Annotated in this window: 20 protein-coding genes; 5 read left to right on the top strand and 15 right to left on the bottom strand. The window is 67.8% G+C overall.

Annotated elements, in window-relative coordinates; translation table 11 throughout:
- The first annotated feature begins 60 nt into the window (after nt 1-60).
- From cobT to B9Y97_RS14255, 3 genes are all read left to right on the top strand, one after another.
- The gene (gene cobT, locus B9Y97_RS14265) at nt 61-1,941 is read left to right on the top strand and encodes a cobaltochelatase subunit CobT (RefSeq protein WP_085527369.1); all 1,881 of its coding nucleotides are present in this window, start codon (nt 61-63) and stop codon (nt 1,939-1,941) included.
- 108 nt (nt 1,942-2,049) lie between these two features.
- Nucleotides 2,050-3,852: an aminopeptidase P family protein gene (locus B9Y97_RS14260; RefSeq protein WP_085528280.1), complete on the top strand. Its 1,803-nt coding sequence runs from the start codon at nt 2,050-2,052 to the stop codon at nt 3,850-3,852.
- A 53-nt stretch (nt 3,853-3,905) separates the two neighbouring features.
- On the top strand, nt 3,906-4,247 hold the full coding sequence (locus B9Y97_RS14255) for a DUF427 domain-containing protein (protein WP_085528279.1): 342 nt from the start codon (nt 3,906-3,908) through the stop codon (nt 4,245-4,247).
- Nucleotides 4,248-4,257: 10 nt separating this feature from the next.
- Here B9Y97_RS14255 and B9Y97_RS14250 read toward each other — a convergent pair whose 3' ends face one another.
- Both B9Y97_RS14250 and B9Y97_RS14245 read right to left on the bottom strand, forming a co-directional pair.
- Nucleotides 4,258-4,761: a hypothetical protein gene (locus tag B9Y97_RS14250; RefSeq protein WP_085527368.1), complete on the bottom strand. Its 504-nt coding sequence runs from the start codon at nt 4,759-4,761 to the stop codon at nt 4,258-4,260.
- 103 nt (nt 4,762-4,864) lie between these two features.
- Nucleotides 4,865-6,553, bottom strand: a complete 1,689-nt coding sequence (locus B9Y97_RS14245) for a chloride channel protein (protein ID WP_085527367.1) — start codon at nt 6,551-6,553, stop codon at nt 4,865-4,867.
- Between the two features lie 75 nt (nt 6,554-6,628).
- Here B9Y97_RS14245 and B9Y97_RS14240 point away from each other — a divergent pair, with 75 nt between their 5' ends.
- Together B9Y97_RS14240 and B9Y97_RS14235 are read left to right on the top strand one after the other, a co-directional pair.
- Nucleotides 6,629-8,002 carry an FAD-binding oxidoreductase gene (locus B9Y97_RS14240; protein WP_085527366.1) on the top strand — a complete coding sequence of 458 codons (1,374 nt, stop codon included), beginning with the start codon at nt 6,629-6,631 and terminating at the stop codon, nt 8,000-8,002.
- On the top strand, nt 7,999-8,214 hold the full coding sequence (locus tag B9Y97_RS14235) for a hypothetical protein (RefSeq protein ID WP_085527365.1): 216 nt from the start codon (nt 7,999-8,001) through the stop codon (nt 8,212-8,214). Before B9Y97_RS14240 ends, B9Y97_RS14235 begins: the two co-directional genes overlap by 4 nt.
- 99 nt (nt 8,215-8,313) lie before the next feature.
- Here B9Y97_RS14235 and recN read toward each other — a convergent pair whose 3' ends face one another.
- From recN to B9Y97_RS14165, 13 genes are all read right to left on the bottom strand, one after another.
- Complete coding sequence (gene recN, locus B9Y97_RS14230; RefSeq protein WP_085527364.1) at nt 8,314-9,969, bottom strand: DNA repair protein RecN; 1,656 nt, start codon at nt 9,967-9,969, stop codon at nt 8,314-8,316.
- A 21-nt stretch (nt 9,970-9,990) separates the two neighbouring features.
- Nucleotides 9,991-10,893 (bottom strand): outer membrane protein assembly factor BamD, encoded by a 903-nt coding sequence (locus B9Y97_RS14225; protein ID WP_254900979.1) that lies wholly within the window; start codon nt 10,891-10,893, stop codon nt 9,991-9,993.
- Between the two features lie 246 nt (nt 10,894-11,139).
- Nucleotides 11,140-12,762: a cell division protein FtsZ gene (gene ftsZ, locus B9Y97_RS14220; protein ID WP_085527362.1), complete on the bottom strand. Its 1,623-nt coding sequence runs from the start codon at nt 12,760-12,762 to the stop codon at nt 11,140-11,142.
- 207 nt (nt 12,763-12,969) lie between these two features.
- Entirely contained in the window at nt 12,970-14,304 is a 1,335-nt protein-coding gene (gene ftsA / locus B9Y97_RS14215) for a cell division protein FtsA (protein WP_085527361.1), read from the bottom strand.
- 6 nt (nt 14,305-14,310) lie between these two features.
- Entirely contained in the window at nt 14,311-15,216 is a 906-nt protein-coding gene (locus B9Y97_RS14210) for a cell division protein FtsQ/DivIB (RefSeq protein ID WP_085527360.1), read from the bottom strand.
- The gene (locus B9Y97_RS14205; RefSeq protein ID WP_085527359.1) at nt 15,204-16,124 is read right to left on the bottom strand and encodes a D-alanine--D-alanine ligase; all 921 of its coding nucleotides are present in this window, start codon (nt 16,122-16,124) and stop codon (nt 15,204-15,206) included. The genes B9Y97_RS14210 and B9Y97_RS14205 overlap by 13 nt, the downstream gene beginning before the upstream one ends.
- A 48-nt stretch (nt 16,125-16,172) precedes the next feature.
- The gene (gene murB, locus B9Y97_RS14200) at nt 16,173-17,102 is read right to left on the bottom strand and encodes a UDP-N-acetylmuramate dehydrogenase (RefSeq protein ID WP_085527358.1); all 930 of its coding nucleotides are present in this window, start codon (nt 17,100-17,102) and stop codon (nt 16,173-16,175) included.
- A 305-nt stretch (nt 17,103-17,407) separates the two neighbouring features.
- Nucleotides 17,408-17,662, bottom strand: a complete 255-nt coding sequence (locus tag B9Y97_RS14195; protein WP_085527357.1) for a DUF2484 family protein — start codon at nt 17,660-17,662, stop codon at nt 17,408-17,410.
- Nucleotides 17,659-17,916: a DUF2484 family protein gene (locus B9Y97_RS14190; protein WP_085527356.1), complete on the bottom strand. Its 258-nt coding sequence runs from the start codon at nt 17,914-17,916 to the stop codon at nt 17,659-17,661. The genes B9Y97_RS14195 and B9Y97_RS14190 overlap by 4 nt, the downstream gene beginning before the upstream one ends.
- Before the next feature lie 131 nt (nt 17,917-18,047).
- Nucleotides 18,048-19,298 carry a hypothetical protein gene (locus B9Y97_RS17980; RefSeq protein WP_139828321.1) on the bottom strand — a complete coding sequence of 417 codons (1,251 nt, stop codon included), beginning with the start codon at nt 19,296-19,298 and terminating at the stop codon, nt 18,048-18,050.
- Between the two features lie 115 nt (nt 19,299-19,413).
- The gene (gene murC / locus B9Y97_RS14175) at nt 19,414-20,811 is read right to left on the bottom strand and encodes a UDP-N-acetylmuramate--L-alanine ligase (RefSeq protein ID WP_085527353.1); all 1,398 of its coding nucleotides are present in this window, start codon (nt 20,809-20,811) and stop codon (nt 19,414-19,416) included.
- Between the two features lie 3 nt (nt 20,812-20,814).
- Entirely contained in the window at nt 20,815-21,924 is a 1,110-nt protein-coding gene (locus tag B9Y97_RS14170; RefSeq protein WP_085527352.1) for a UDP-N-acetylglucosamine--N-acetylmuramyl-(pentapeptide) pyrophosphoryl-undecaprenol N-acetylglucosamine transferase, read from the bottom strand.
- Nucleotides 21,921-23,093, bottom strand: a complete 1,173-nt coding sequence (locus B9Y97_RS14165) for a peptidoglycan glycosyltransferase FtsW (protein ID WP_085527351.1) — start codon at nt 23,091-23,093, stop codon at nt 21,921-21,923. Before B9Y97_RS14165 ends, B9Y97_RS14170 begins: the two co-directional genes overlap by 4 nt.
- Between the last annotated feature and the right edge of the window lie 96 nt (nt 23,094-23,189).

Genomic DNA, 23,189 nt, shown 5'->3' with positions numbered 1-23,189 from the left:
CGGCCCGGGGCGTGTCTGAGCCCGCTTGCCTCCCCTGCCCGACCGTGCTTCAACACGTCCATGAACAAACCCACCGATAACCCCGCCGATCCGTTCAAGAAGGCGCTGGCCGAGGCCACCAAGGTGATGGCCGACGACCGCGAGTTGAACGTCACCTACACGGTGGACCCGTCGGGCATTTCCGGCGAAACCGTGCGGCTGCCACAGGTGACCCGGCGGATGGCGCGCGACGAGGTTCTGCTGGCGCGCGGGGTGGCCGATGCGCTGGCGCTGCGCCACAAGTTCCACGATACCGCCACCCACACGCGCTACCTGCCGCAAGGCGAGATGGCGCGCACGCTTTACGAGGCGATGGAAACCGCCCGCTGCGAGGCGGTGGGCGCGCGGGTGATGCCCGGCACCGCCTCCAACATCGACCACAAGATCGCCGACGAGGCGACGCGACGTGGCTATGGCAACATGACCTCGACCGACGAGGCACCGCTGGCCGAGGCGGCGGGCTACATGGTGCGCGCGCTGGCAACCGGGCGCGATCTGCCACCGGGGGCGCAGAACGTGCTGGAGTTGTGGCGCGGCTTTCTCGAAGCGCAGGCGAGCGAGACGCTCGGCGGTCTCGATGACGCGCTCGCAGACCAGCGCGCCTTCGCCCGGCTGGTCCGCCAGGTGATCGAGGATCTCGGCTACGGCGACCAGCTTGGCGACGACCCCGACGCCGCCGACGAAGACCAGGACCGCGACGCCGAGACCGACGAGACCGACCAGGAAGAAGACGCCGCGCAGGAGGAGAGCCCGGAGAGCGAGAAGACCGACGAGGCCGAGGCGGAACGCTCGGAGGATGACGTCGAGCCCGATCCGCAATCGGCCGAGGTGTCGCTCGATGACCTGTCGGAGCTGGAGAGCGGCGAGGAAGCCGAGCTGCCCGAGGCCGATGCGCCGCCCGAGCCGCCGGCCCCGCCGCCGCATTCCGAGGCCGATCCGCATTACAATGTCTACGACGACGTCCATGACGAGGAGATCAAGGCCGAGGATCTCGCCGAACCGGCGGAACTGGAACGCCTGCGCGCCTATCTCGACCAGCAGTTGGAGCCGCTCAAAGGCGCGGTGTCGCGGCTGGCCAACAAGCTCCAGCGCCGCTTGCAGGCGCAGCAGAACCGGTCGTGGGAATTCGACCTCGAGGAAGGCATCCTCGACGCCGGCCGCCTCGCCCGCGTGGTTGCCAACCCGACAACGCCGCTCAGCTTCAAGATCGAGAAGGACACCGAGTTCCGCGATACCGTGGTGACGCTGCTGCTCGACAACTCCGGCTCGATGCGCGGGCGGCCGATTTCCATCGCCGCGATCACGGCGGATGTGCTCGCGCGCACGCTGGAGCGCGTCGACGTGAAGGTGGAGATCCTCGGCTTCACCACGCGGGCCTGGAAGGGCGGGCTTGCGCGCGAGAAATGGCTCGCCGACAACCGCCCGCAGAGCCCGGGCCGGCTCAACGATCTGCGCCACATCATCTACAAGTCCGCCGATGCCCCGATGCGGCGCACCAAGGTCAACCTCGGGCTGATGATGAAGGAGGGGCTTCTGAAGGAGAATATCGACGGCGAGGCGCTGGAATGGGCGCACCGCCGGCTCTGCGCCCGCCCCGAGGCGCGCAAGATCCTGATGGTGATCTCCGACGGTGCGCCGGTGGACGACAGCACGCTCAGCGTGAACCCGGCCAATTACCTCGAAAAGCACCTGCGCGACGTGATCGCCATGGTGCAGAAACGCAAGCGGGTGGAGCTTCTGGCGATCGGCATCGGCCATGACGTGACCCGCTATTACGACCGCGCGGTGACGATCACCGACGCCGACCAGCTTGCCGGTGCCGTGACCGAGCAGCTTGCGGTGCTGTTCGACCCCGATCCGCGGGCACGGGCGCGGGTGATGGGAATGCGGCGCGCCGGCTGACGGTGCAAGGCGGTGCGGCTGCGCCGCGCTTTTTTTGTTTGATTGGGGGTTTCACCCCCAAGCCCCCAAGGTATTTCAGGACCCAAGAAGAACGGCGTGGAGGTTGCGATGTTCCAGAGTTTCGAGACCACGGCCGACCCGGCGCAGGGCCCGGGGCGGTTGGCGCGGCTGCGCAGGGTGATGGCGCGCGACGGGCTCGCGGGCTTCTTCGTGCCGCGCGCCGATGCCCACCAGGGCGAAAACGTCGCCGATTGCGATGCGCGGCTGGCCTGGCTCACCGGGTTCACCGGCTCGGCCGGGTTTTGCCTCGCCCTTGGCGATGTGGCGGGTGTGTTCATCGACGGGCGCTATCGCACGCAGGTGAAGGCGCAGGTCGATCTTGACGCCTTCACCCCGGTGCCCTGGCCCGAGACCGACCCCGCCGACTGGCTGCGCGCGCACCTGCCCGAGGGCGGGCGCGTGGGCTTCGACCCCTGGCTGCACACGCGCGGCGCGATCGAGAAGATGGAGGCCGCGCTTTCGGGCAGCGGGATCGAGTTGGTCGCCTCGCAAAACCTCGTCGACGAGATCTGGCCCGACCGCCCGGCCCCGCCGCAGGGCGCGGTGCGGGCGCATCCCGAGGGGCTCGCGGGGCGCGGCCACGGCGAGAAACGCGCCGAGCTGGCCGAGGGCTTGCGCGACGCGGGCCAGCGCGCGGCGGTGCTCACGCTGTCGGACAGCATCGCCTGGCTGCTCAATATTCGCGGCGACGATATCCCGCATATCCCGGTGGTGCAGGGCTTCGCGATCCTGCACGACGACGGCCGGGTGGCGCTGTTCACCCATCCGGCGCGCCCGGCGGGGATCGGCGACCACTTCGGTCCCGAGGTCTGGCTCTACCCGGTGAGCGCCTTCGAGGCGGCGCTCATGGAGCTTGACGGGCTGGTGCGGGTCGACAAGGCCAGTGCGCCCGACGCGGTGGCGCGGATCCTCGACGCCGGCGGGGTCGAGATCGCCTGGGGCGACGACCCTTGCATCCTGCCCAAGGCAAAGAAGACGCCGGCCGAGATCGCAGGCACGCGCGCGGCGCATCTGCGCGACGGCGCGGCGATGGTGGAATTCCTGACCTGGTATGACGCCACCGCGCATCGCGGCGGGATCACCGAGATCGACCTCGTGGTGGAGCTTGAAGCCCAGCGACGCGCCACCGGTGCCTTGCGCGACATCAGTTTCGAGACGATCTCGGGCACCGGACCGCATGGCGCGGTGATCCATTACCGGGTGACGCGCGAGACCAACCGGACCCTCGCGCCCGGCGATCTGGTGGTACTCGATTCCGGCGGGCAATATGATGACGGCACCACCGACATCACCCGCACCCTGCCGGTCGGCGAGGTGGGCCGGGCCGAGCGCGCGGCCTTCACCCGGGTGTTGCAGGGGATGATCGCGATCAGCCGGGTGCGCTTTCCCAAGGGCGTGGCGGGGCGCGACCTCGACGCGCTCGCGCGCTACCCGCTCTGGCTCGCCCACCAGGATTACGACCACGGCACCGGCCACGGCGTCGGCAGTTACCTTTCGGTGCACGAGGGCCCGCAGCGGCTCTCGCGGCTGTCCGGGGTGGCACTGGAGCCGGGCATGATCCTGTCGAACGAACCCGGATATTACCGCGAGGGTGCTTTCGGGATCCGGATCGAGAACCTTGTCGTGGTGCGCGAGGCCGAGCGGCTTGACGGCGGCGACGCCCGCGACATGCTGGCGTTTGAAACCCTCACCTTCGTGCCGATCGACCGGCGGCTGGTGATGGTCGGAATGCTGAGCGCCGGCGAGCGGGAATGGCTCGACGACTACCACGCCGAAGTGCGCCAAAAGCTCTCGCCGCGGCTGTCGGAGCCGGCGCGGGCCTGGCTCAAGGCGGCCTGTGCGCCGATCTGAGTGGAGCAGGAGGGCGCCGCACTGGTGTGCGCCCGCAGAACGAGGAGGACAGGATGAGCGAGACCATTCGCATTCGCCGGATTCCCGGCAAGTGGGTTGTGCGCGCGGGCGGCGCGGTGCTGGGCGAAAGCGCCGAAGTGCTGGAGCTATCGGAGCCGGGACACCCGGACGCGCTGTATTTCCCGCGCCGCGACCTGGCAATGGCGATGCTGGAGGCCTCGGCCACCTCCACGACCTGCCCGAGGAAGGGCGAGGCGCATTTCTTCGCCATTCACACCAGATCGACCGTGATCGAGGACGCGGGCTGGAGTTTTGACGCACCGCTCGAAGCGGCTGCCCGGATCGCGGGGCATGTTGCCTTCGACCCCGGCAAGGTGACCGTCGAGGAAATCTGAGGCCCGCGCCTCAGCCGATCCAGCGGCGTGCCGGGAAAGCAATCACCTTGCCTTCGGCGAGAGATCTGCGCGCCACGGTGCTGCCGGCCCGCGCCGCATCCAGAAGCGCGCGCAGGTTGTCGCGCCCCCGGCCCCGGGCCGTGCCCGAGACGATCACGTCGCGCATATGTGGGAAGGAATGCGCCTGCTCGGTCATCGCCGCGGCTTCGTAGGCAACCTGGCCGAGCCCCGAGTAATGCCTGAGCGAGCCGCCGGAGCGGCGCAACCGGCCCTCGAAAAGCGAGGTCGCGATCAGGCACTCGTCGCCAAGGCGGCGCAGGATGTCGGGCGGGGCGCGGGTTTCCATCGCCTGCGTCACGCGGATGGTCAGCCGGTCGATCCCGGGGTGATCGCGCATGAATCGTGCGATGGTGATGGCAAGGTAATGCTTGAGGGTATCGGTGAGCGGGATCCCGCTTTGCCTGATTCCGGCATCGACGAGTTCGTCGGCCTTGGCCACGAAGACGTCCTGCATCACGTCTCCTTCCTTGCGTCTGTGAAACAAGGCTAACGCGAAAGTCCTCCCGCACAAAACGGTTTTTCCATGCGTGGCTCTGGCCCCGTTTGCGGTCAGGCGTTCAGGAATGCTCTTCCGCCGCTGTTGCCGCCAGCGCCCGGTTGAATGCCTTCAGCGCATCGACGTGGTGGAGCGCGCCCCACAGCTCGGGGGCCGCGCCCTCGCCCGCGAGGGTGACCACCGGGATGAAACTCACGCCCGATTGCTCGAAGACCGGCATCGCCGCCTCCAGCGTGGCGTTGCCGTCGATATAGATCCCGTCCTCGACGAGGGGCCAGAGTGCATCCTCGGGGGCGCAATGTGTCTCGCCGAGCTTGCGCATCACCGTGGCCACCCGCACGGTCGACAACAGGTAGGCCTGCGGCCCGGCGGCGAGGTGGATGCCGCGTCGCTCGAGCTGGGTGAGGAAGAACGAGCGTTCCACCAGCCGCGAGGCCAGCGCCGAGGACAGCGACACACTGGCCATCACCGCGATCCCGGTCTGCCAGTCGCCGGTGAGTTCGAAGACGATGAGCGTTGTCGAGATCGGTGCGCCGAGTACGGCGGCCGCGACCGCGCCCATGCCGGCGAGGGCGTAGAGCGTTTGCGAGCCGGACAGGTCTGGCAGGATCCCGGTGGCGACGATGCCGAAGGCCAGCCCGGAGAGCGCGCCCAGCATCAGCGAAGGTGAGAACACCCCGCCGCCCATCCGGCCGCCGATGGTGATCGCGACCGCCACCACCTTGAGCACCGCGAAGACCATCGCCTCGTGCAGCAGGAGTTCGCCGGTGAGCGCGGCGGAGGTCGTCTCGTAGCCGACGCCGATGATATGGGGAAAGAAGATCGCGATGATCCCGAGCAGGAGCCCGGCCAGCGCCGGGCGCAGAACCCGCGGCAGGCGGGTGTGTTTTTGCAAGGTGTTGGCGAGGTCTTCGGTGAGGAAGATCGCCCGCATCAGCACCCCCGCGACAAGGCCGGAGACCAGCCCGAGAATGAGGAAGGCGGGCAGTTCGACGTAGAAGGCCACGCCGCCCGCGACCGGCAGGGCGAACTCGGTGACATCGCCGAACTCGATGCGGTTGATCACCGTGCCCGCCACCGAGGCGATGGCGATTGGCGCGAAGGCATGCACCGCGAAATGGCGCAGCACCACTTCGAGCGCGAACAGCGCCCCCGCGATCGGGGCGTTGAACGAGGCCGAGACCGCCGCCGCCACGGCGCAGCCCAGAAGGTCGCGCCCGGTGATCCCGTCGGCCTTGATCCAGCGCGAGATCCATGTCGAGATCACCCCCGCGAGGTGCACCACCGGCCCCTCGCGACCCGAGGAGCCGCCGGTGGAGAGGGTGATGAAGGAAGCCAGTGCCGAGCCAAGCCCGGCGCGCCGTTCCACCCGCCCCTCGAAGAGCGCCGCGCCCTCGATCACGTCGGCGACCGAGCGCACCCGGCCATCGGGGGTAAACCAGTTCAGGATCATCCCCACCACCAGCCCACCGGCAACCGGGATCAGCAAGACCCAGTACCACGGCAGGGTTTCGGCATGGCTGTGCAGAAGGTGAATGTCGTCGCTGCGGTAGAGTGCCGCCTGCAGCCGCTCGATCCCGAGCCGGAACAGGAGGGCGGCAAACCCCGCCGCGATACCAATGATCAGCGCGATGAACCAGAATTGCACTTGCCCCGGCCCCTTCTCGCGGAGAAGGTGCCATGCCTGCACCAGCTCGCGCCGTTGCGCGGCAAGAGCGGCGTTTAGGTACAATTTTAACCGTCTCGGCATTTGCGCCTCGGTCTCGGGCTTTGCAACGGCCGATGGTCTGGCCTAGATTGGGCCGGGTTCACGAGGGGGGATGGCATGACCATCAACGCCGCGCTCACCGAGCTTTCGGCTCTTCTAGGCGATCGGTTGAGCCGGTCCAAGCCTGATCTGGAGGCGCATGGCGCGAGCGAAACGCATTTCGCCGCGGCACCGCCCGACGCTGTCGCCTATCCCGAGAGCACCGGGGAGGTGGCGGATATCCTGCGGATCTGTCACGCCCACGGCTGCCCGGTGATCGCCTATGGCGCGGGCACCGCGCTCGAAGGTCACACCAGCGCGATCGCCGGCGGCATAAGCCTCGATCTTGCGCGCATGAACCGGGTGCTCGACATTCGTCAGGGCGACATGCAGGCGGTGGTTCAGCCCGGCCTCACCCGCGAGGAACTGAACCGCGAATTGCGCACAACGGGGCTGTTCTTCTCGGTCGATCCCGGTGCCAATGCCTCGATCGGCGGGATGGCGGCCACCCGCGCCTCGGGCACCACAGCGGTGCGCTACGGCACGATGCGCGACAATATCCGCGCGCTCGAAGTGGTGATGGCCGATGGCCGGGTGATCCGCACCGGCAGCGGCGCGCGCAAGTCGTCGTCGGGCTATGATCTGACCGGGCTGTTTCTCGGCTCCGAAGGCACGCTCGGGGTGATCACCGAGCTCACCGTGCAGTTGCACGGCCAACCCGAGGCAATTTCGGCCGCGGTCTGCGCCTTCGAGCGGATGGAAGACGCGGTGGACGCGGTGGTGGCGGTGATCCAGATTGGCATCCCGGTGGCCCGGATCGAGTTCGTCGACGCCGAATCGGTGCGGGCGGTGAATGCCTATTCGGGCACCGATCTGCCGGCGAAACCGCATATCTTTGTGGAGTTCCACGGCTCCGAAAGCGCGGTTGCCGAGGATGCGGAACGCTTCCGCGAGGTGGTGGACGAGTTCGGTGCCGAGGGCATCAGGACCGCGACCCGAACCGAGGACCGCACCGCGCTCTGGACCGCGCGTCATCACGCCTACTGGGCCTGTCTCGGGCTCAAGCCCGGCGCGACCGCGGTTGTCACCGACGTTTGCGTGCCGATCTCGCGGCTGGCGGAGGCGATCGAGGAAACCCGTGCCGACATCGCCGCGTCCACGATCCCCGGACCGATGCTCGGCCATGTCGGCGACGGCAATTTCCACGCCGCCCTGCTGATCGAACCCGGCAATGCGGCCGAACTGGCCGAGGCCAAGCGCCTCGCGAGCCGGATGGCGGAACGGGCCTTGCGGATGGGGGGCACGATCACCGGCGAGCACGGCATCGGCTTTGGCAAACTCGCCTACATGGAGGCCGAGCATGGTGCCGCCTGGGACGTGATGGGCGAGATCAAGCGGGCGCTCGATCCGGCGAATATCCTCAACCCCGGCAAGGTCGTGCGCGGGCAATGAAAAAACCTACCGCGATCAAGAAAACCCTGGCCCGGGTCCGGCTTTGGGTTCGGCGCAACGTGCCGCCCGGTCTGCGCCTGGTCGTCGGGTTGATCCTGATCGTGTTGGGCTTCTTCGGTTTCTTGCCGGTCCTCGGCTTCTGGATGATCCCGCTCGGGATTGTCATCGCGGCGCTCGACCTCCGCCCGATCTGGCGGAAGCTCAAGGGTTAGACTTTCACTTTTCCAACATATCCGGCGCGAAATGTTGGAAAATCTATCCGCCGCGATCACTATTCCGATATTTGATGGGGTTCTGACGGGGCCCGACTTTCAGCCCGCAAGCAGCGTCTTCGCCGCCGCACGGGCCTCTTCGGTGATCCGGTCGCCCGAGATCATCCGCGCAACCTCGTCGATCCGCGCCGCCGCCCCGAGCGGATGAACCCGGGTGCGGGTGATTTCGCCTTCGACCGATTTCGCCACCTGCCAGTGATGCGCGCCCAAGGCTGCGACCTGCGGACTATGGGTCACCACCAGCACCTGCCCGCCCTCGTCGGCCAGCGTTTTCAAACGACGCCCGACGGCATCCGCGGTGGCCCCGCCGACACCGCGGTCGATCTCGTCGAAGATCATCGTCAGCCCGGTGGCATCGCGGGTCAGGCACACCTTGAGCGCCAGCAGGAACCGGCTCAGTTCACCGCCCGAGGCGATCTTGTTCAGGGGGCCGGCGGGGGCACCGGGGTTGGTGGCGACGGTGAAATTCACCGCGTCGCGCCCCTCGGGCCCCGGCTCCGCGTCCGAGATCGACGTGGTGAACAGCGCGCGCTCCATCTTGAGCGGCGCAAGTTCTGTCGCCATGCCCGCATCGAGCCGCCCAGCCGCCTTGGCCCGTGCCGCACTCAGCGCCGCCGCCGCCGCGTCGTATTCCGCCGCCGCCTTTGCCCGCGCCCGTGCCAGCACCGCGAGATCCTCCGCGCCGGCATCGAGCGCGGCGAGTTTTTCGGCAATCCCGGCGGCGAAGGCCCCGAGATCGTCGGGGGCCACGCCGTGTTTGCGGGCCAGCGCCCGGATCGCGAAAAGCCGCTCCTCGACCCGCTCCAGTTCGCCCGGATCGAAGGCCAGCGCCTCCAGCGATGTCTCCACCCCCTGCACCGCCTCGCCAAGCTCGGCCAACGCCCGGCCGAGCGCGTCGATCGGGGCGTCGAGCACCGCGCCAGCCTGAGGTGCCACCCCTTCCAGCCAGCGCAACGCATCGCCCATCCGGCCCTCGGCGCCTTCGCCCGGCCCCAGCGCCTGCGCCGCCTTCATGACGTCTTCGCCAATCCGCTGGCCGGCCTGCATCATCCGGCGACGGGCATCGAGGTCGGCATCTTCGCCCGGCTCGGGTGCCAGCTTGTCAAGCTCGTCGCCCGCGTGGCGCAGGAAATCTTCCTCCGCCCGGGCCGCCGCGAGCCGCGCCTCGGCGGCTTCGAGTGCCCGCCCTGCGGCGCGCAGCTCGCCCCAGGCCTTTCGGGTTTCGGCGACCAGCGGATCGAGACCGCCGAACGCGTCGAGCAGCGCCCGGTGCACCCGCGGGTTCAGAAGCCCGCGGTCGTCCTGCTGGCCATGCAGTTCCACCAGCGTGTCGGAAAGCGCGCGCAAGACCTCGCCGGAGGCGCGGCGATCGTTGATCCAGGCGGTCTTGCGCCCGTCGGCACGGTTGACCCGACGCAGGATCAGTTCCTCGCCGGTCGGCAATCCCGCTTCGGCCAACACGTCATGCGCGGGGTGCCCCGGTGCGAGATCGAACACCGCGAGCACTTCGCCCTCATCCGCCCCCGCGCGCACCAGATCGGCCCGCCCGCGCCAGCCGAGCACGAAGCCGAGACTGTCGAGCAGTATGGATTTGCCCGCCCCGGTTTCGCCGGTCAAGACGTTGAGGCCCGGCTGGAACTCGAGTTCCAGCCGGTCGATGATCAGCATGTCCCGGATGTCTAGGGTGCGCAACATGGCGGATGTTCGCCCGGCGGCCTAGAGCCACTCGCCCTTGATCACCTGTCGGTACAGCGCGGCGAGCCAGTTGTCGCCCCGGGCCTCGGGTTCGAGCCCGCTCTTGGTCAGCAGCGCATAGGCGTCTTCATACCATTCGGTGGACTGGAAGTTGTGGCCGAGGATCGCGCCCGCGGTCTGCGCCTCGTCGGTCAACCCGAGCGAGAGGTAGCTTTCGACAAGCCGATAGAGCGCTTCCGGCGTGTGCGTGGTGGTCTGGAACTGCTCCACCACCACCCGGAAGCGGTTGATTGCCGAGGTGAAATGCTTGCGCTTGAGGTAGTAGCGGCCAACCTCCATCTCCTTCGCACCGAGGTGGTTGAAGGCAAGATCGAACTTCAGGATCGCGGAGCGCGCATATTCGGTTTCGGGATGGCGCTCGATCACTTCGCGCAGCGCCTGCAACGCCTGGAAGGTCTTGCCCTGGTCGCGGCCGATATCGTCGATCTGGTCGTAATAGCTAAGCGCAAGCAGGTATTGCGCATAGGCTGCATCATCTTCGCCGGGGAAGAAGTCGAGATAGCGCTGCGCCGCGGCGCGGGAATCTTCGTATTCGCGGGCCTTGTGGAAGGTATAGGCCTGCATGATCAAGGCGCGCTGGCCCCACTTGGAATAGGGATAGAGCCGCTCGACTTCGCCGAACCACTCCGCCGCCTCGTCGAACTGGCCATCTTCCAGCTCGTACTCGCCGCGCTTGTAGATCTCTTCGGCGCTGTAGTCCTCGATCGGCTTTTTCTCGACCGCGTTGGCGCTGAACAGGTTGGAAAACCAGCCGCCCCCGCCGCCGCCGTTGGAACAGGCCGACAGGCTCGTGGCCAAGGCCAACATGGCTAGCGCAGTGGCTGCCCGTTTCAATCCGCTGCGATCTTCCCCGTCGCGCCGCATGTCAGGCATGGTCCGCGCCTACCTCGTTGCAAGTGATTCACCCGAGACCTTGTGGCCACGGGGCGAGTTGTCCCCATCCCTAGCACATAAAATCGGGAGGCAAAATGGTTTCGGGCCGGAAAATACACTTGCGGATCCCGCCGTGCCAAGGCCCGTGCCGTGCTTGAAGGTCAAGCGTCAACGGCTTGCAGAAAAACAAAAAAGGCCCGGTCGAAACCGGGCCCTCTTGATTGTTTTCACCAGCGCTCAGTTCGCCTGACGGCGCAAGAAGGCGGGGATCTCGACGCGCTCGTGTTCCGGATCGGCAGCGGGTTCCTGGTAGGATTGCCCCTGAACCGGAGGCTGCTGGCGCGGCTCCTGGGCCGGTTCGGCATGGTGGCCGGTCATCCGGTTGATCAGCGAGTTGATGCCGAAGCGCGGCTTGTTCTCCTGCGGCTGGGCGGCGGGCTGGGCTTCCGACTGGCGTGCGCCGGGGGCGCGCTGAACCGCGGCCTGAAGCCTTTGCACCGCTTCCGGCGACGGGGTGCCGGGCGCCGGCGCCTTCGGCGCGACGAAAGAGGCCACCTGCGCTTCGGCAGGGGTGGCGCGTGCCGGTGCGGCACGCGGCGTTTCCGCCGCCGGCTGCGGGCGCGGCTGGTAGGCCGGGGCCGGCAGATCGTCGTCTGCCTCGTCCTCGAACGGGAAGATGTTCTCGACCTGCTCCTCGGCGGCGGCCTCGGTGGCGTTGATCTCTTCGTCGAAGAACGACGGCTGAGGTGCCTCGACCTGGTGACCTGTTTCGATCGAGGCGGCGGCAGCGATCGCGGCGGGGGCCTCGCCTTCGAGCTTGTGCTCGACCTCGATCGGCGAATGGAGCGGCTCGGCCATGCGGCGGCGCGGCACCGGAAGCTCCTGGGTCACGTCGGCGGCGTCGATGCCGGTGGCCACGACCGAAACCCGCATCGTGCCTTCCATTCCGGTATCGAGGGTGGAGCCGACGATGATGTTGGCGTCGGGGTCGACCTCTTCGCGAATGCGGTTGGCGGCCTCGTCGAGCTCGAACAGGGTAAGATCGTAGCCGCCGGTGATGTTGATGAGTACGCCGCGCGCGCCCTTGAGGCTGATTTCGTCGAGCAGCGGGTTGGCGATGGCCTTCTCGGCGGCCTGGATCGCGCGGTCTTCGCCCTCGGCCTCGCCGGTACCCATCATCGCCTTGCCCATCTCGTCCATCACCGCGCGCACGTCGGCGAAATCGAGGTTGATCAGGCCCGGGCGCACCATCAGGTCGGTCACGCCCTTGACGCCCTGGTAGAGAACATCGTCGGCCAGGGCGAAGGCATCGGTGAAGGTGGTTTTCTCGTTGGCGAGGCGGAACAGGTTCTGGTTGGGGATGATGATCAGGGTGTCGACCATCTTTTGCAGGGCCTCGACGCCCTCCTCGGCCTGGCGCATGCGCTTGGCACCCTCGAACTGGAACGGCTTGGTCACCACCCCGACGGTCAGCACGCCAAGCTCGCGGGCGGCCTGGGCGATGATCGGGGCCGCGCCGGTGCCGGTGCCGCCGCCCATGCCGGCGGTGATGAAGCACATGTGGGCGCCGGCGAGATGATCGACGATCTGTTCGATGCTTTCTTCCGCCGCCGCCGCGCCGACGCTGGCGCGCGCGCCCGCACCGAGCCCTTCGGTCACCTTGACCCCCATCTGGATGCAAGCCTGCGCCTTGGACTGTTGCAGCGCCTGGGCATCGGTGTTGGCGACCACGAAATCGACGCCATCAAGGGCCTTGTCGATCATGTTGTTGACCGCGTTTCCGCCGGCACCGCCGACGCCGAAGACCGTAATCCGGGGTTTCAGATCATCCTGTCCGGGCATGGTGAGGTTCAAAGCCATGGTCTGTCCGCCTGTCCTTGTTCTGACGCACGCGCGTGCGCGTTTATCTGTCCTGTCCCACCGCTGTTGGGCGGGTTGCCTGCTATGGCGACAAACCTAGACAGGTTTCGCCGCCTCGTCACGAAAAAAAACGCAGAATCACCCCGATACCTTGGGTATTCGGGCATCTTTTCGGCATCATGTTGCCAATTCGACGAGATGTTGCGTCTACCAGTTGTCCTTGAACCACTTGACCGCCCAGCGCAGGCTGCGGGCCGGGTAGCTGTCGGCGGGAATGTCGAAATCCCACCATTCGTCTTGCGGATGGGCGGCGAAGAGACACAGCCCCACGGCGGACGCGAAGGCCGCGCCGGTTGCGGCCTGCGGCAGGCCCTGCACGCGCAACGGTCGCCCGATGCGCACCTGTTGGCCGAGAATCTTAGGTGCCAGTCCATCTAGTCCCGGAATTTGCGACGCCCCGCCGGTCAAGACAATCTGCTGGCTCGGCAAGTGCTCGAAACCGGCGGCATCCAGCCGGTCGCGCACTTCTTCGAGGATTTCTTCCACCCGGGGCCGCATGATCCCGATCAGTTCCGACCGGCTCACGGTGCGGCGGTCCTTTTCCCAGTCGCCGCTGTCGCCGCCGATCTCGATGCGCTCGCGGTCATCCATCCCGGTGGCATAGACCCCGCCGTAGAAGGTCTTGATCCGCTCGGCGGTGGCCCAGGGCACCTGCAGGCCCTTGGAGATGTCGGAGGTGACGTGATCGCCGCCGAGACGCACGCTGTCGGCGTAGATCATGTGTTTCTTGATGAAGATCGAAAGCCCGGTGGAGCCGCCGCCCATGTCGATGCAGGCCGCACCCAGTTCCTGCTCGTCTTCCACCAGCGCCGATATCCCCGCCGCGTAGGCCGACGAGGCGATCCCCGCCAGTTCGAGGTCGCAGCGGTTGATGCAGTAGAGCACGTTGCGCACCACGTTGGCATCGACCGTGAGCACGTGCATGTCGACCGAGAGCCGGTTGCCGATCTGGCCGCGCGGATCGGACAGCCCGCTGCGGTGATCGAGCGCGAAGTTGACCGGCTGGGCATGCAGCACCTCGCGGCCCTCGCCGATCGGCGGCAATTCGCAGGCGGCGAGCACGCGGGCGATATCGTCGTCGCGCACCGCGCCCCCGGCAAGGTCGATCGACCCGGCAAGGCCGTAGCTGCGCGGACTGGCCCCGGAGAACGTGGCGATGACGTGATCGACACGGGTGTTGGCCATCTTCTGCGCACCCTGAACCGCGGTCCGGATCGCGCGCTCGGTTTCCTGCATCGCGTCGATCTCGCCAAACCGCACCCCGCGCGAGCGCGTCGTCGCGGCCCCGATCACCCGGAACGCCGATTGCCCGGCGAGTGACCCCACGCCGTCGACCGACCGGAAGGTTTCGGGCCCGTCGAAGCGCAGGACGAGGCAACCGATCTTCGCGGTGCCGATATCCAGAACGGCGATCACACCGCGTTGCATCGCGGCACGGCGCATGGCGCGCATGGCTCGTTGTTGCTGGTAGAGCTCGGTCATCGGGTCTTACTCCAGTGTAAGGCTTCGGATCCGCCGAAGCTCCGCGACCGCCGGTTCGGCGAGGCGGAGCGTCGGACGCCCGGGGTTGCGCATGTCGATATGGGTGATGTCGCGGGCCAGAAGGTCCTGCGCCTGGTCGAGCGCCAGCACCTGGTCGAGCGCCGACACCGGGTTGGTCTCGGGCAGAAGAATCGCCTGCCCGCGGTCGAGGATCATGTCCCAGCGCCGTTCGCCCACCCGCACCAGGCCGCGCAGCCGCGCACCGAGCGGCTCGGCGGCGCGGATCAGGCTGAGCGCCTCGGCAGAGCGAAGGTTCGCCCCCTGCCCCGCGACCAGCGGCAGATCGGGCCGCGCGACGCGGTCGGTCACGGTTGCCACCCGGTGGCCGGTGGCGTCGATCAGTTCGAGCCGGTCACGCGCGCGCCAGACCAGCGCGGGCACCCGCTCGACGACGTTGATCTGCATCACCCCGCCGGGGCGGATGTGAATGTCGACCGAACGGATCACGTCGAGGGCCGCCACCTCGGCCTGCATCGCGGCCAGATCAAGATCGAAGGACGACACCGGGAACTCGACCGGCAGAAGCTCCCGGATCGCGGCGTCGACCACCGGCGTGGCCCCCTCGATCGCCATCAGCTTGACCATGAATTCCGGCCGGGTTTCGATCGAGCGGCGGATCTCGGCGGCTTTCTCGGCGATGGCGAAACGGTTTGTGGGGTTGGCAAAATACCAGCCCGCCGCGGTCAGGATCAGGAAGGTGGGAATGCCGACCCGCAGCAACGACCGGTAGAGCGGGGTGAGCCAGAGGCGGTGAAAGCGGTAGCTCAGCCGCGAGGGGGCCGGATCGCGGCGCGGCGGTGTGCCGGCGTGGGGATCGGACGCGGTGGCGCGGGTTGCCCTCAGCGGTTGCACGAGGCATCCTCCACCATCCAGGCGCAGAACTGGCCGAACGACATGCCCGCCGCCGCCGCCTGTTCGGGCGAAAGCGAGGTCGGTGTCATCCCCGGCTGGGTATTGGTTTCCAGCAGCACCAGCCCGTCGAGCCCGCGCGCCTCATCCCAGCGGAAATCGGTGCGGCTCACGCCCCGGCAGCCCAGCACCTCGTGGGCGCGCAGGGCATAATCGAGGCAATGCAGCTCGATCTCGGCCGGAATCTCGGCCGGGATCACGTGCCGCGAGCCGCCCTCGGAATACTTCGCCTCGTAGTCATACCAGCCCTCGGTGATGATCTCGGTCACCGCCAGCGCCCGGTCGCCGACCACCGTGGTGGTCAGTTCGCGGCCCGGAAGGTAGGCCTCCACCATCATCACGTCTGGGCTGTCGGCGGCGATGTCGGGCGGCGTGTTCGCCCCCTCGGGCACGATGTAGACCCCGACCGAGGAGCCCTCGTTGTAGGGTTTGACGACGTAAGGCCGCGCCATGACATGGCGGCGGCGGATTGCCTCGACTGGCCAGAGCCCGCTCTCGGCCACCGGCAGACCCTCGGCGCGAAAGGCAATCTTGGCCTTTTCCTTGTCCATCGCGAGGGCGGAAGCGAGCACGCCGGAATGGGTGTAGGGGATACCGAGCCATTCGAGGATGCCCTGCACACAGCCATCCTCGCCCCAGCGGCCATGCAGCGCGTTGAAAGCGACATCGGGCTTGATCTCATCGAGACGCGTGCAGAGATCGGGGCCGGCATCGACCTCGATCACGTCGTATCCCTCGCCTCGCAGCGCGGCGGCGCATTCCCGCCCCGACGACAGCGACACCTCGCGCTCGGCGGAGGGGCCACCCATCAACACTGCAACCTTGAGGGCTGTCCTGCTCGGTTCGCCCAAAGTCTGCCTCGTGATCCCGGCCTTATCGCTGGCCAGTGAACAAGCTCGTTATTTTTCCGCAGGTTCTCCGACCCGCATGATTTCCCATTCTAGCGCGATACCGGCGTTTTGGAATACCCTTTTTCGCACCTCTTCGCCCAGCGCCTCGAGATCGGCCGCGGATGCCGCGCCGGTATTGGTCAGGAAATTCGCGTGTTTGGGGTTCATCTGCGCCCCGCCAAGGCTGGCGCCGCGCATCCCGGCTTCCTCGATCAGCTTCCAGGCCTTGAGGTCGTGCACGTCGTCGGCCCGCCCGGTCGAGGAAAACCCCGCCGGGTTTCGGAAGGTGGAGCCGGCGGTGCGATCCCTGGTCGGCTGGGTCTCGTCGCGCTTTGCCAGTTGCGCGGCCATGCGTTCTTCCAGCGCGGCCGGATCACCGGGCGGCGCGTCGAAGCTGGCGCGGGTGAGGATCCAGCCTTCCGGCAAGGTGGACTGGCGGTAGGCGAAGCACAGATCCTCCGCCGTGAGCGTGACCACCTCGCCTGACCGGGTGACGGCCCGCGCCTCGGCGAAGACATCCGCCACGTAGGTGCCGTAGCAGCCCGCGTTCATCCGCAGCGCACCGCCGATGCTGCCGGGAATGGTGCGCAGGAAGGTCAGATCGCGCCCCGCCTCGGCAGCCCGGCGGGCGACATGGGCATCGAGCGCGGCGGCCCCGGCAGTGACGCGGGCGCCGTCGATCTCGATTGCGTTGAAGCCCCGGCCAAGCCGGATCACCACGCCCCGGATGCCGCCGTCACGCACGATCAGGTTGGAGCCGACACCCATCGGGAACACCGCAACGCCCGGATCGAGCGCCGCGAGGAATGCCGCGAGATCGTCCTCGTCGGCGGGCAGGAAGAGCGCGTCCGCCGGGCCGCCGACGCGCATCCAGGTGAGCCCGGCGAGCGGACGGTTCTCGGTGATCGTGCCACGCACGGGAGGGAGATCGAAGGTCATGGCCGATGGGTAGCTTCTGGCGCGGGGTTGGGCAAGTGCACGTTCGCCCGCGCATGCGAGCGACCGGGGGCGGCGCTGTTACGATGATCGCGCAAGCTGCGTTCACGACCCCGGCAGGTGCATGCGGCTACGCAAACGCCGTCAGACCACCGAGCTCGATGCCGGTCTGTGCGGTTTCGTCCCGCTTGCGCGGGCCGACCCGGAAGGGGGGCGCTGCCCCCCTCTTGGCCTCCGGCCAATTCACCCCCCGAGGTATTTCTGGACCCAAGAAGCCCGCAGGCGCGGGGCATCCCACCCGGGGCGGTTCACAATACGCGGCGCGCGAGGCGCTTCAGCCAGCGCCAGAGGTAGACCACCGGCCAGCGCAGGATCGAGGCCCCGGCAGCAAGCACGACAAGGCCGATGAACGGGCCGTTTTCGTATGTCACCCAGCCGAGAATCGGGATGCCTGTGGCGATCAGCACCCACGCCGCGGGCCAATGGCCCCGGCGCGACGGCGTGAGGGCGATCAGGTTGGCAACGAGCGCCCAGAGCGCGGCGGCGATGAGCGAGGGGGTCATTCGTCGGGGATCTCGATCTTTTCGCCCCGGATCAGCGCGGGGATTGCCCGAATGCCGTTGCGAAACAGCGACGCGAAGGCGAGGCAGGCGAGCAGCGCCCAGAGCCAGCCGTGGTCGATACCGACCCAGACAATGAGGGCAAGGCCCGCGAGACCGAGGAGAGCACCGGGGACGATCTGGCGGCGGATGGGGAGGAAGGCCACGGCGGTCGCGGCAATGACCCAGAGGGCGGCGAAGATGAGCGAGGGGGTCATGGCGGGCCGGTCTTGGTTTTGCGCGCAGGATGGCGCGGGGTTGGGGTGGTGGCAAGGGGCGTGTTCCATGGCCGGGCATGCTGACGCTCGGGCTGGGAAGGCACCGGGGAAATGAAGCGGCTTTTCCGCGATCAGGGACCGGGAAAGGACTGAACGAACCTGCCGATGGCCTCGGAGAGGTGCAACAGACGGTCAATCACACCGAGGGAGACAAGTCCCGCGCCCCATCTGACCACCTGTTTCGTGCCTTCCTCAAGGCCGGTATCGACGACCTTGTCCGCCTTCCTGGCGGCCCAAACGAGGACGGCTTTCGCGGCTTTCCCAATGATCGCCGCCGCTTTTCGCAGAACCGCCCGCGACGGGTGCGGCTTCTCGAGTTCTGTCTCGGCCCTGGCAAGTTCAGCTTCAACGGTGGCAGCCTCGGCGGGGAGGACTTCGAGCGGCTCCACGCCGGGGGGATAGTTGTCGGCGCGTTTCTCGGGCGAGGCGACCCCAGACTTGAGCGAAGCGAATTCAGCGCGCAGGGCGCGGACGTCCTGAAGAAGTGCGTATTGCGCCTCGATCCGGGCGATTTCCTCGGCCACCACTTCGGCGCCCTGTTTCCAGGTATCCTCGTCGATCAGGGCGATCTGGTGGAGGACCGGGGCGGGGATGGGGGGATGGCTGGCGGGGGCGAGGAGGCTTTCGTACCAGCGCCGCCAGAAAGCGTAGGGCGAGCCGGGGCGGGACCAGTGACTCAGCACTCGGTCCCAGATCATTTGGTTTGGGTTCTCTCTTTGCCAGAGCGCGGCGTGTCTCGGGCTTTCCCCGGTATCGACCGATCCAACATCGAGAGTCATTTCACTCCAGAATCCCGGAATGGAATGGTCAAGTCGATCGAAGGAGAGTTTCTCCGCGACAGTCTGGGACAAGCGCGCTGCATCCACAGCAGTGTCACAGTCCTCAATCCTTTTGGCGATCAGTTTCGGCGCGACCACTTCACCATCGGCACCGCAGAAAAGAGCCGTCCCCAGAGCTTCCGCTAAATCGCTGAAGTGATCACGTGCCTCTAAGATATTTTCGACAAGGAAAACGTCGTCAATCAGGAGAACATCGTTCACGGAAATGGCGTCGTGCTGAACCTGTGCGGCCACTTTTCTAACCAGCTGATCGTGCGAAGACTCCGCGTCATCGCCAAGAAGCGAAACCAGCAAGTATCCGCGAAATAGCACCATTGGGGAAAAGCGACGGTTTTTCGAGTCCTCTGAACCGGCAAGGGCCGCCCACACAGGGAATGTGCGCAGGACAGCCCGTGCGACGACCGAAAACTGCGCTCCTTTTGATTGGTCTTTCAACCACACCTCAAGGCTGTCCCGGTCCCTGATATCCGCCGCCTTCACCATAGGCGAACCATAGGGGGCTGGCGGGGGCTGTCCAGTGGGCCGTGCCCGGGGTGCCGGGCTGAAGCCCGGCCTACGGGGTTGCGCGGGGTGCGTAGGAGCGATCACTCCCCAGCCCCTACCCCTTCAGGCGCGCTTCCAGCCCCCGCGCCCAGGCGCTGATCGTGCCGGCACCGAGGCACACCACGATGTCGCCCTCGCGCGCCTCGGCGCGGACGAGCTCGGCCAGCGCCGCCTCGCTTTCCACGGGCCGGGCGTTGCGGTGGCCGTGGGCGGTCAATCCGGCCACCAGGTCGTCGCGGCCCGCGCCCGCGATCGGGTCTTCCCCGGCGGCGAAGACGTCCGAGATCCCGACCACGTCGGCATCGTTGAAACAGGCGCAGAATTCCTCGAACAGCGAGGCGAGGCGGGAATAGCGGTGCGGCTGGTGAACCGCGATCACCCGGCCGGTCGAAGCCTGGCGCGCGGCGCGCAGAACGGCGGCGATCTCCACCGGGTGGTGGGCGTAATCGTCGATGATCGGCACGCCCTGCCACGCGCCGACGCGGGTGAAGCGCCGGTTGACACCCTCGAAGCTGGCGAGGGCCGCGCGGATCTCCTCGCGCTTCATGCCGAGGTGGCGCGCCACCGCCACCGCCGCCAGCGCGTTGGAGACGTTGTGATCGCCCGGCATCGGCAGGGTGCAGCCCTCGATCCTCGTGCCCTCGGCGGCGAGCACGATATCGAACCGCGCCGCCCCGTCCGCGTAGGCGAGGTTGACCGCGCGCACGTCGGCCTGCGCGTTGAAGCCGAAGGTCACCACCCGGCGGTCGGTGATCCTGCCCACCAGCGCCTGCACTTCGGGATGATCGGTGCAGCAGACCGCGAGGCCGTAAAACGGAATGTTCGAGACGAAATCGTGAAAGCCCTGGCGCAGCGCATCGAAGCTGCCCCAGTGATCCATGTGCTCGGGGTCGATGTTGGTCACCACCGCGATGGTGGCGGGCAGGCGGTTGAAAGTGCCGTCTGACTCGTCGGCCTCGACCACCATCCACTCGCCCTCGCCCATCCGGGCGTTGGAGCCATAGGCGTGGATGATGCCGCCGTTGACCACGGTGGGGTCGATCCCGCCCTTGACCAGAAGCTCGGCAATCAGCGTGGTGGTGGTGGTCTTGCCGTGGGTGCCGGCCACCGCGATGTTGGATTTCAGCCGCATCAGCTCGGCCAGCATCTCGGCCCGGCGCACCACCGGGAGCCCGCGCGCGCGGGCGGTATCAAGCTCGGGGTTGCCGGGCTTGATCGCCGAAGAAATCACCACGACCTCGGCATCCGCGAGGTTTTCCGCCGCCTGCCCGAGGAAGATGCGCGCGCCGAAGGCCGTCAGTCGCTCGGTGATCGCGCTGGCCTTGAGGTCGGAGCCCTGCACCTTGTAGCCGAGGTTGAGCAGCACCTCGGCGATGCCCGACATGCCGATACCGCCGATGCCGACGAAGTGGATCGGGCCCATCTCGGTGGGAAGTTTCGTTGCCGCTGCCATCTGTCACCTTTTCCCGCGCTCGGCCGCAAGATCCTCGACCAGCGCCATCAGGGCTTCGGTCGCGTCCGGCCGGCCATGCCGGAGCGCCGCCGCCGCCATTTGCTCGGCCGCCTGCGGGTCGCCCAGCACGCGCGCGATCTCGTCCGAAAGCGTGGCCGCGTCAAGCCTCGATTCCGGCAGCAGGATCGCCGCGCCGGCCTCGACAAGGCCGCGAGCGTTGGCGGTCTGGTGGTCTTCGGTGGCATAGGGATAGGGGATCAGGATGGCAGGCCTCCCGATCACGCTGATATCGGCGACCGAGGAAGCCCCGGCGCGGCTGATCACCAGTTGCGCCTCGCTCATCCGGCGCGGCACGTCGTTGAAGAAGGGAGACACCTCGGCGTGGATGTCGTGCGATTCGTAGAACGCGGCGACCGTTTCGGCATCCTCGGCGCGGGCCTGCTGGCCGACGCGCAGATGGCGGCGGATTGGCTCGGGCAGCCGGGCCACCGCCTCGGGCACGGCCTTGGCCAGCGCATGCGCGCCCTGGCTGCCGCCGATCACCAGCAGCGTCATCGGGTAGTCGCCGGGCGGGATGTAGCCCGCGCCCGCGCGTTCGGCCACGGCGGCGCGCACCGGGTTGCCGGTGTGCACGGCGCGCGCGGTGGCGGGCATCGGCCCGGTCGGCCAGGTGCCGCAGGCGACATGCGACACCCGCGGCGCGAACAGGCGGTTGACCCGGCCGAGCGCGCCGTTCTGTTCGTGGATCATCCGTGGCAGGTGCAGCGCCCAGGCTGCGGCCAGCGCCGGGATCGAGGGATAGCCGCCGAAGCCGATCACCACCGCGGGACGGTCGCGCAGCATCCGCAGCATGGCCCCGGCGATACCGCCGGCGATGCGCAGCGGCACGAGAAGGCGGGCCAGCGCCCCGCCACGCGCGAAGGTGGCCGAGGACACCCGCTCGATCTCGACCCCGTCGGGAAAGCCCCCGGCATAGCGCGCGCCGCGCGCGTCGGTCGAAAGCCGCACCCGCCAGCCGCGCGCCAGCATCGCCTCGGCCAGCGCCTGGGCCGGGAACATGTGCCCGCCGGTGCCGCCGGCTGCGATCACGAGAAGCGGCGCGCGGGGGCTCATCGCCCGCCCCGCCCGCCGGCGAGGATATCGCCGATCCGGCCCTGCGGCCTTGTGCGGGTGAAGGCGAGCAGCATGCCCACGGCAAGCCCGGTGGCGATCAGCGAAGAGCCGCCGTAGCTCACGAAGGGCAGCGTCATGCCCTTGGCAGGCAGCAGGCGCACCGCCACACCCATGTTGATCAGCGCCTGCACGCCGAGCATCGCCGCAAGCCCGGTGCCGGCGAGCCGGATGAAGGGATCGCGCTCCTGCACCAGCCGGATGAAGCTGCGCGCCACCACAATGGCGTAAAGCCCGATGATCAGCAGCACCAGCACGAGCCCGTATTCCTCCGCCGCCACCGCGATGATGAAATCGGTATGCGCGTCGGGCAGCGACCATTTCACCTGCCCCTCGCCGACGCCGACGCCGAAGAACCCGCCCTCGCGGATCGCGTTGGTGGCGTAGCCGAGCTGGGTCGTGGGATCGACCTCGGGGTTCAGGAAACCGTCGATCCGGCGGGCGAAATGCTCGGAGTTCTGGTAGGCCAGCATGCCGCCGAACACCACGACGGCGGCCACCGCGAGGATCAGCGTATAGGGCGCGCCGCCGACGAAATACATCACCCCCCAGCCGAACATCACCAGCGCCGCCTGCCCGAAATCGGGCTGCATCGCAAGGAAGGTGACCACCACCAGCGTGAGCGCCAGAGACATCGCCTTGCCCGGCGGCCCGCCGATTTCCTGGCTCGCCGCCATCAGCCAGGCCACGGTGATGACGAAGACCGGCTTGAGAAATTCCGACGGCTGCACCGAGGCGAAGCCGAAGCTGAACCAGCGCACCGCGCCCTTGCCGAAATCGGTGCCGAAGGCGGGCAGCATCACCAGCGCCGCGAAAGCGAGGAAGAAGCCGATCACACCGAGGCGGCGCAGCATCTGCGGGCCGAGCATGGTGGTGACGAACATCACCATGAAAGCCGCGAGCCCGAACACCACCTGCCGCTCGACGTAATGAAACGGCGCGAGCCCGTTGCGCTCGGCCAGCGGCGGCGAGGCGGCGAGACCAAGAAGGATGCCGACCGCGAAGAGCAGAAGGATCGAGGAAATCGACCACCTGTCGATCGTGCGCCACCAACGCGGCAGGATGGGCTCGCCCTCCTGCCGGGGTGCGGCACCATATACCATCTCGGTCATGAAACCCGCCCGGCGTTTCGCCTGTTAGTTCAGTTGCCTACTGCCTCGTTTCGCCCGGGTTGGCCCCGGGTCGATACCTGAGAATAACGTCAAACG

This window comes from Maritimibacter sp. HL-12 (assembly GCF_900177545.1).
Classification (GTDB): domain Bacteria; phylum Pseudomonadota; class Alphaproteobacteria; order Rhodobacterales; family Rhodobacteraceae; genus Sinisalibacter.
The sequence above is the reverse complement of the archived record's forward strand: the minus strand, read 5'-3'. Positions and strand labels throughout refer to the sequence as shown.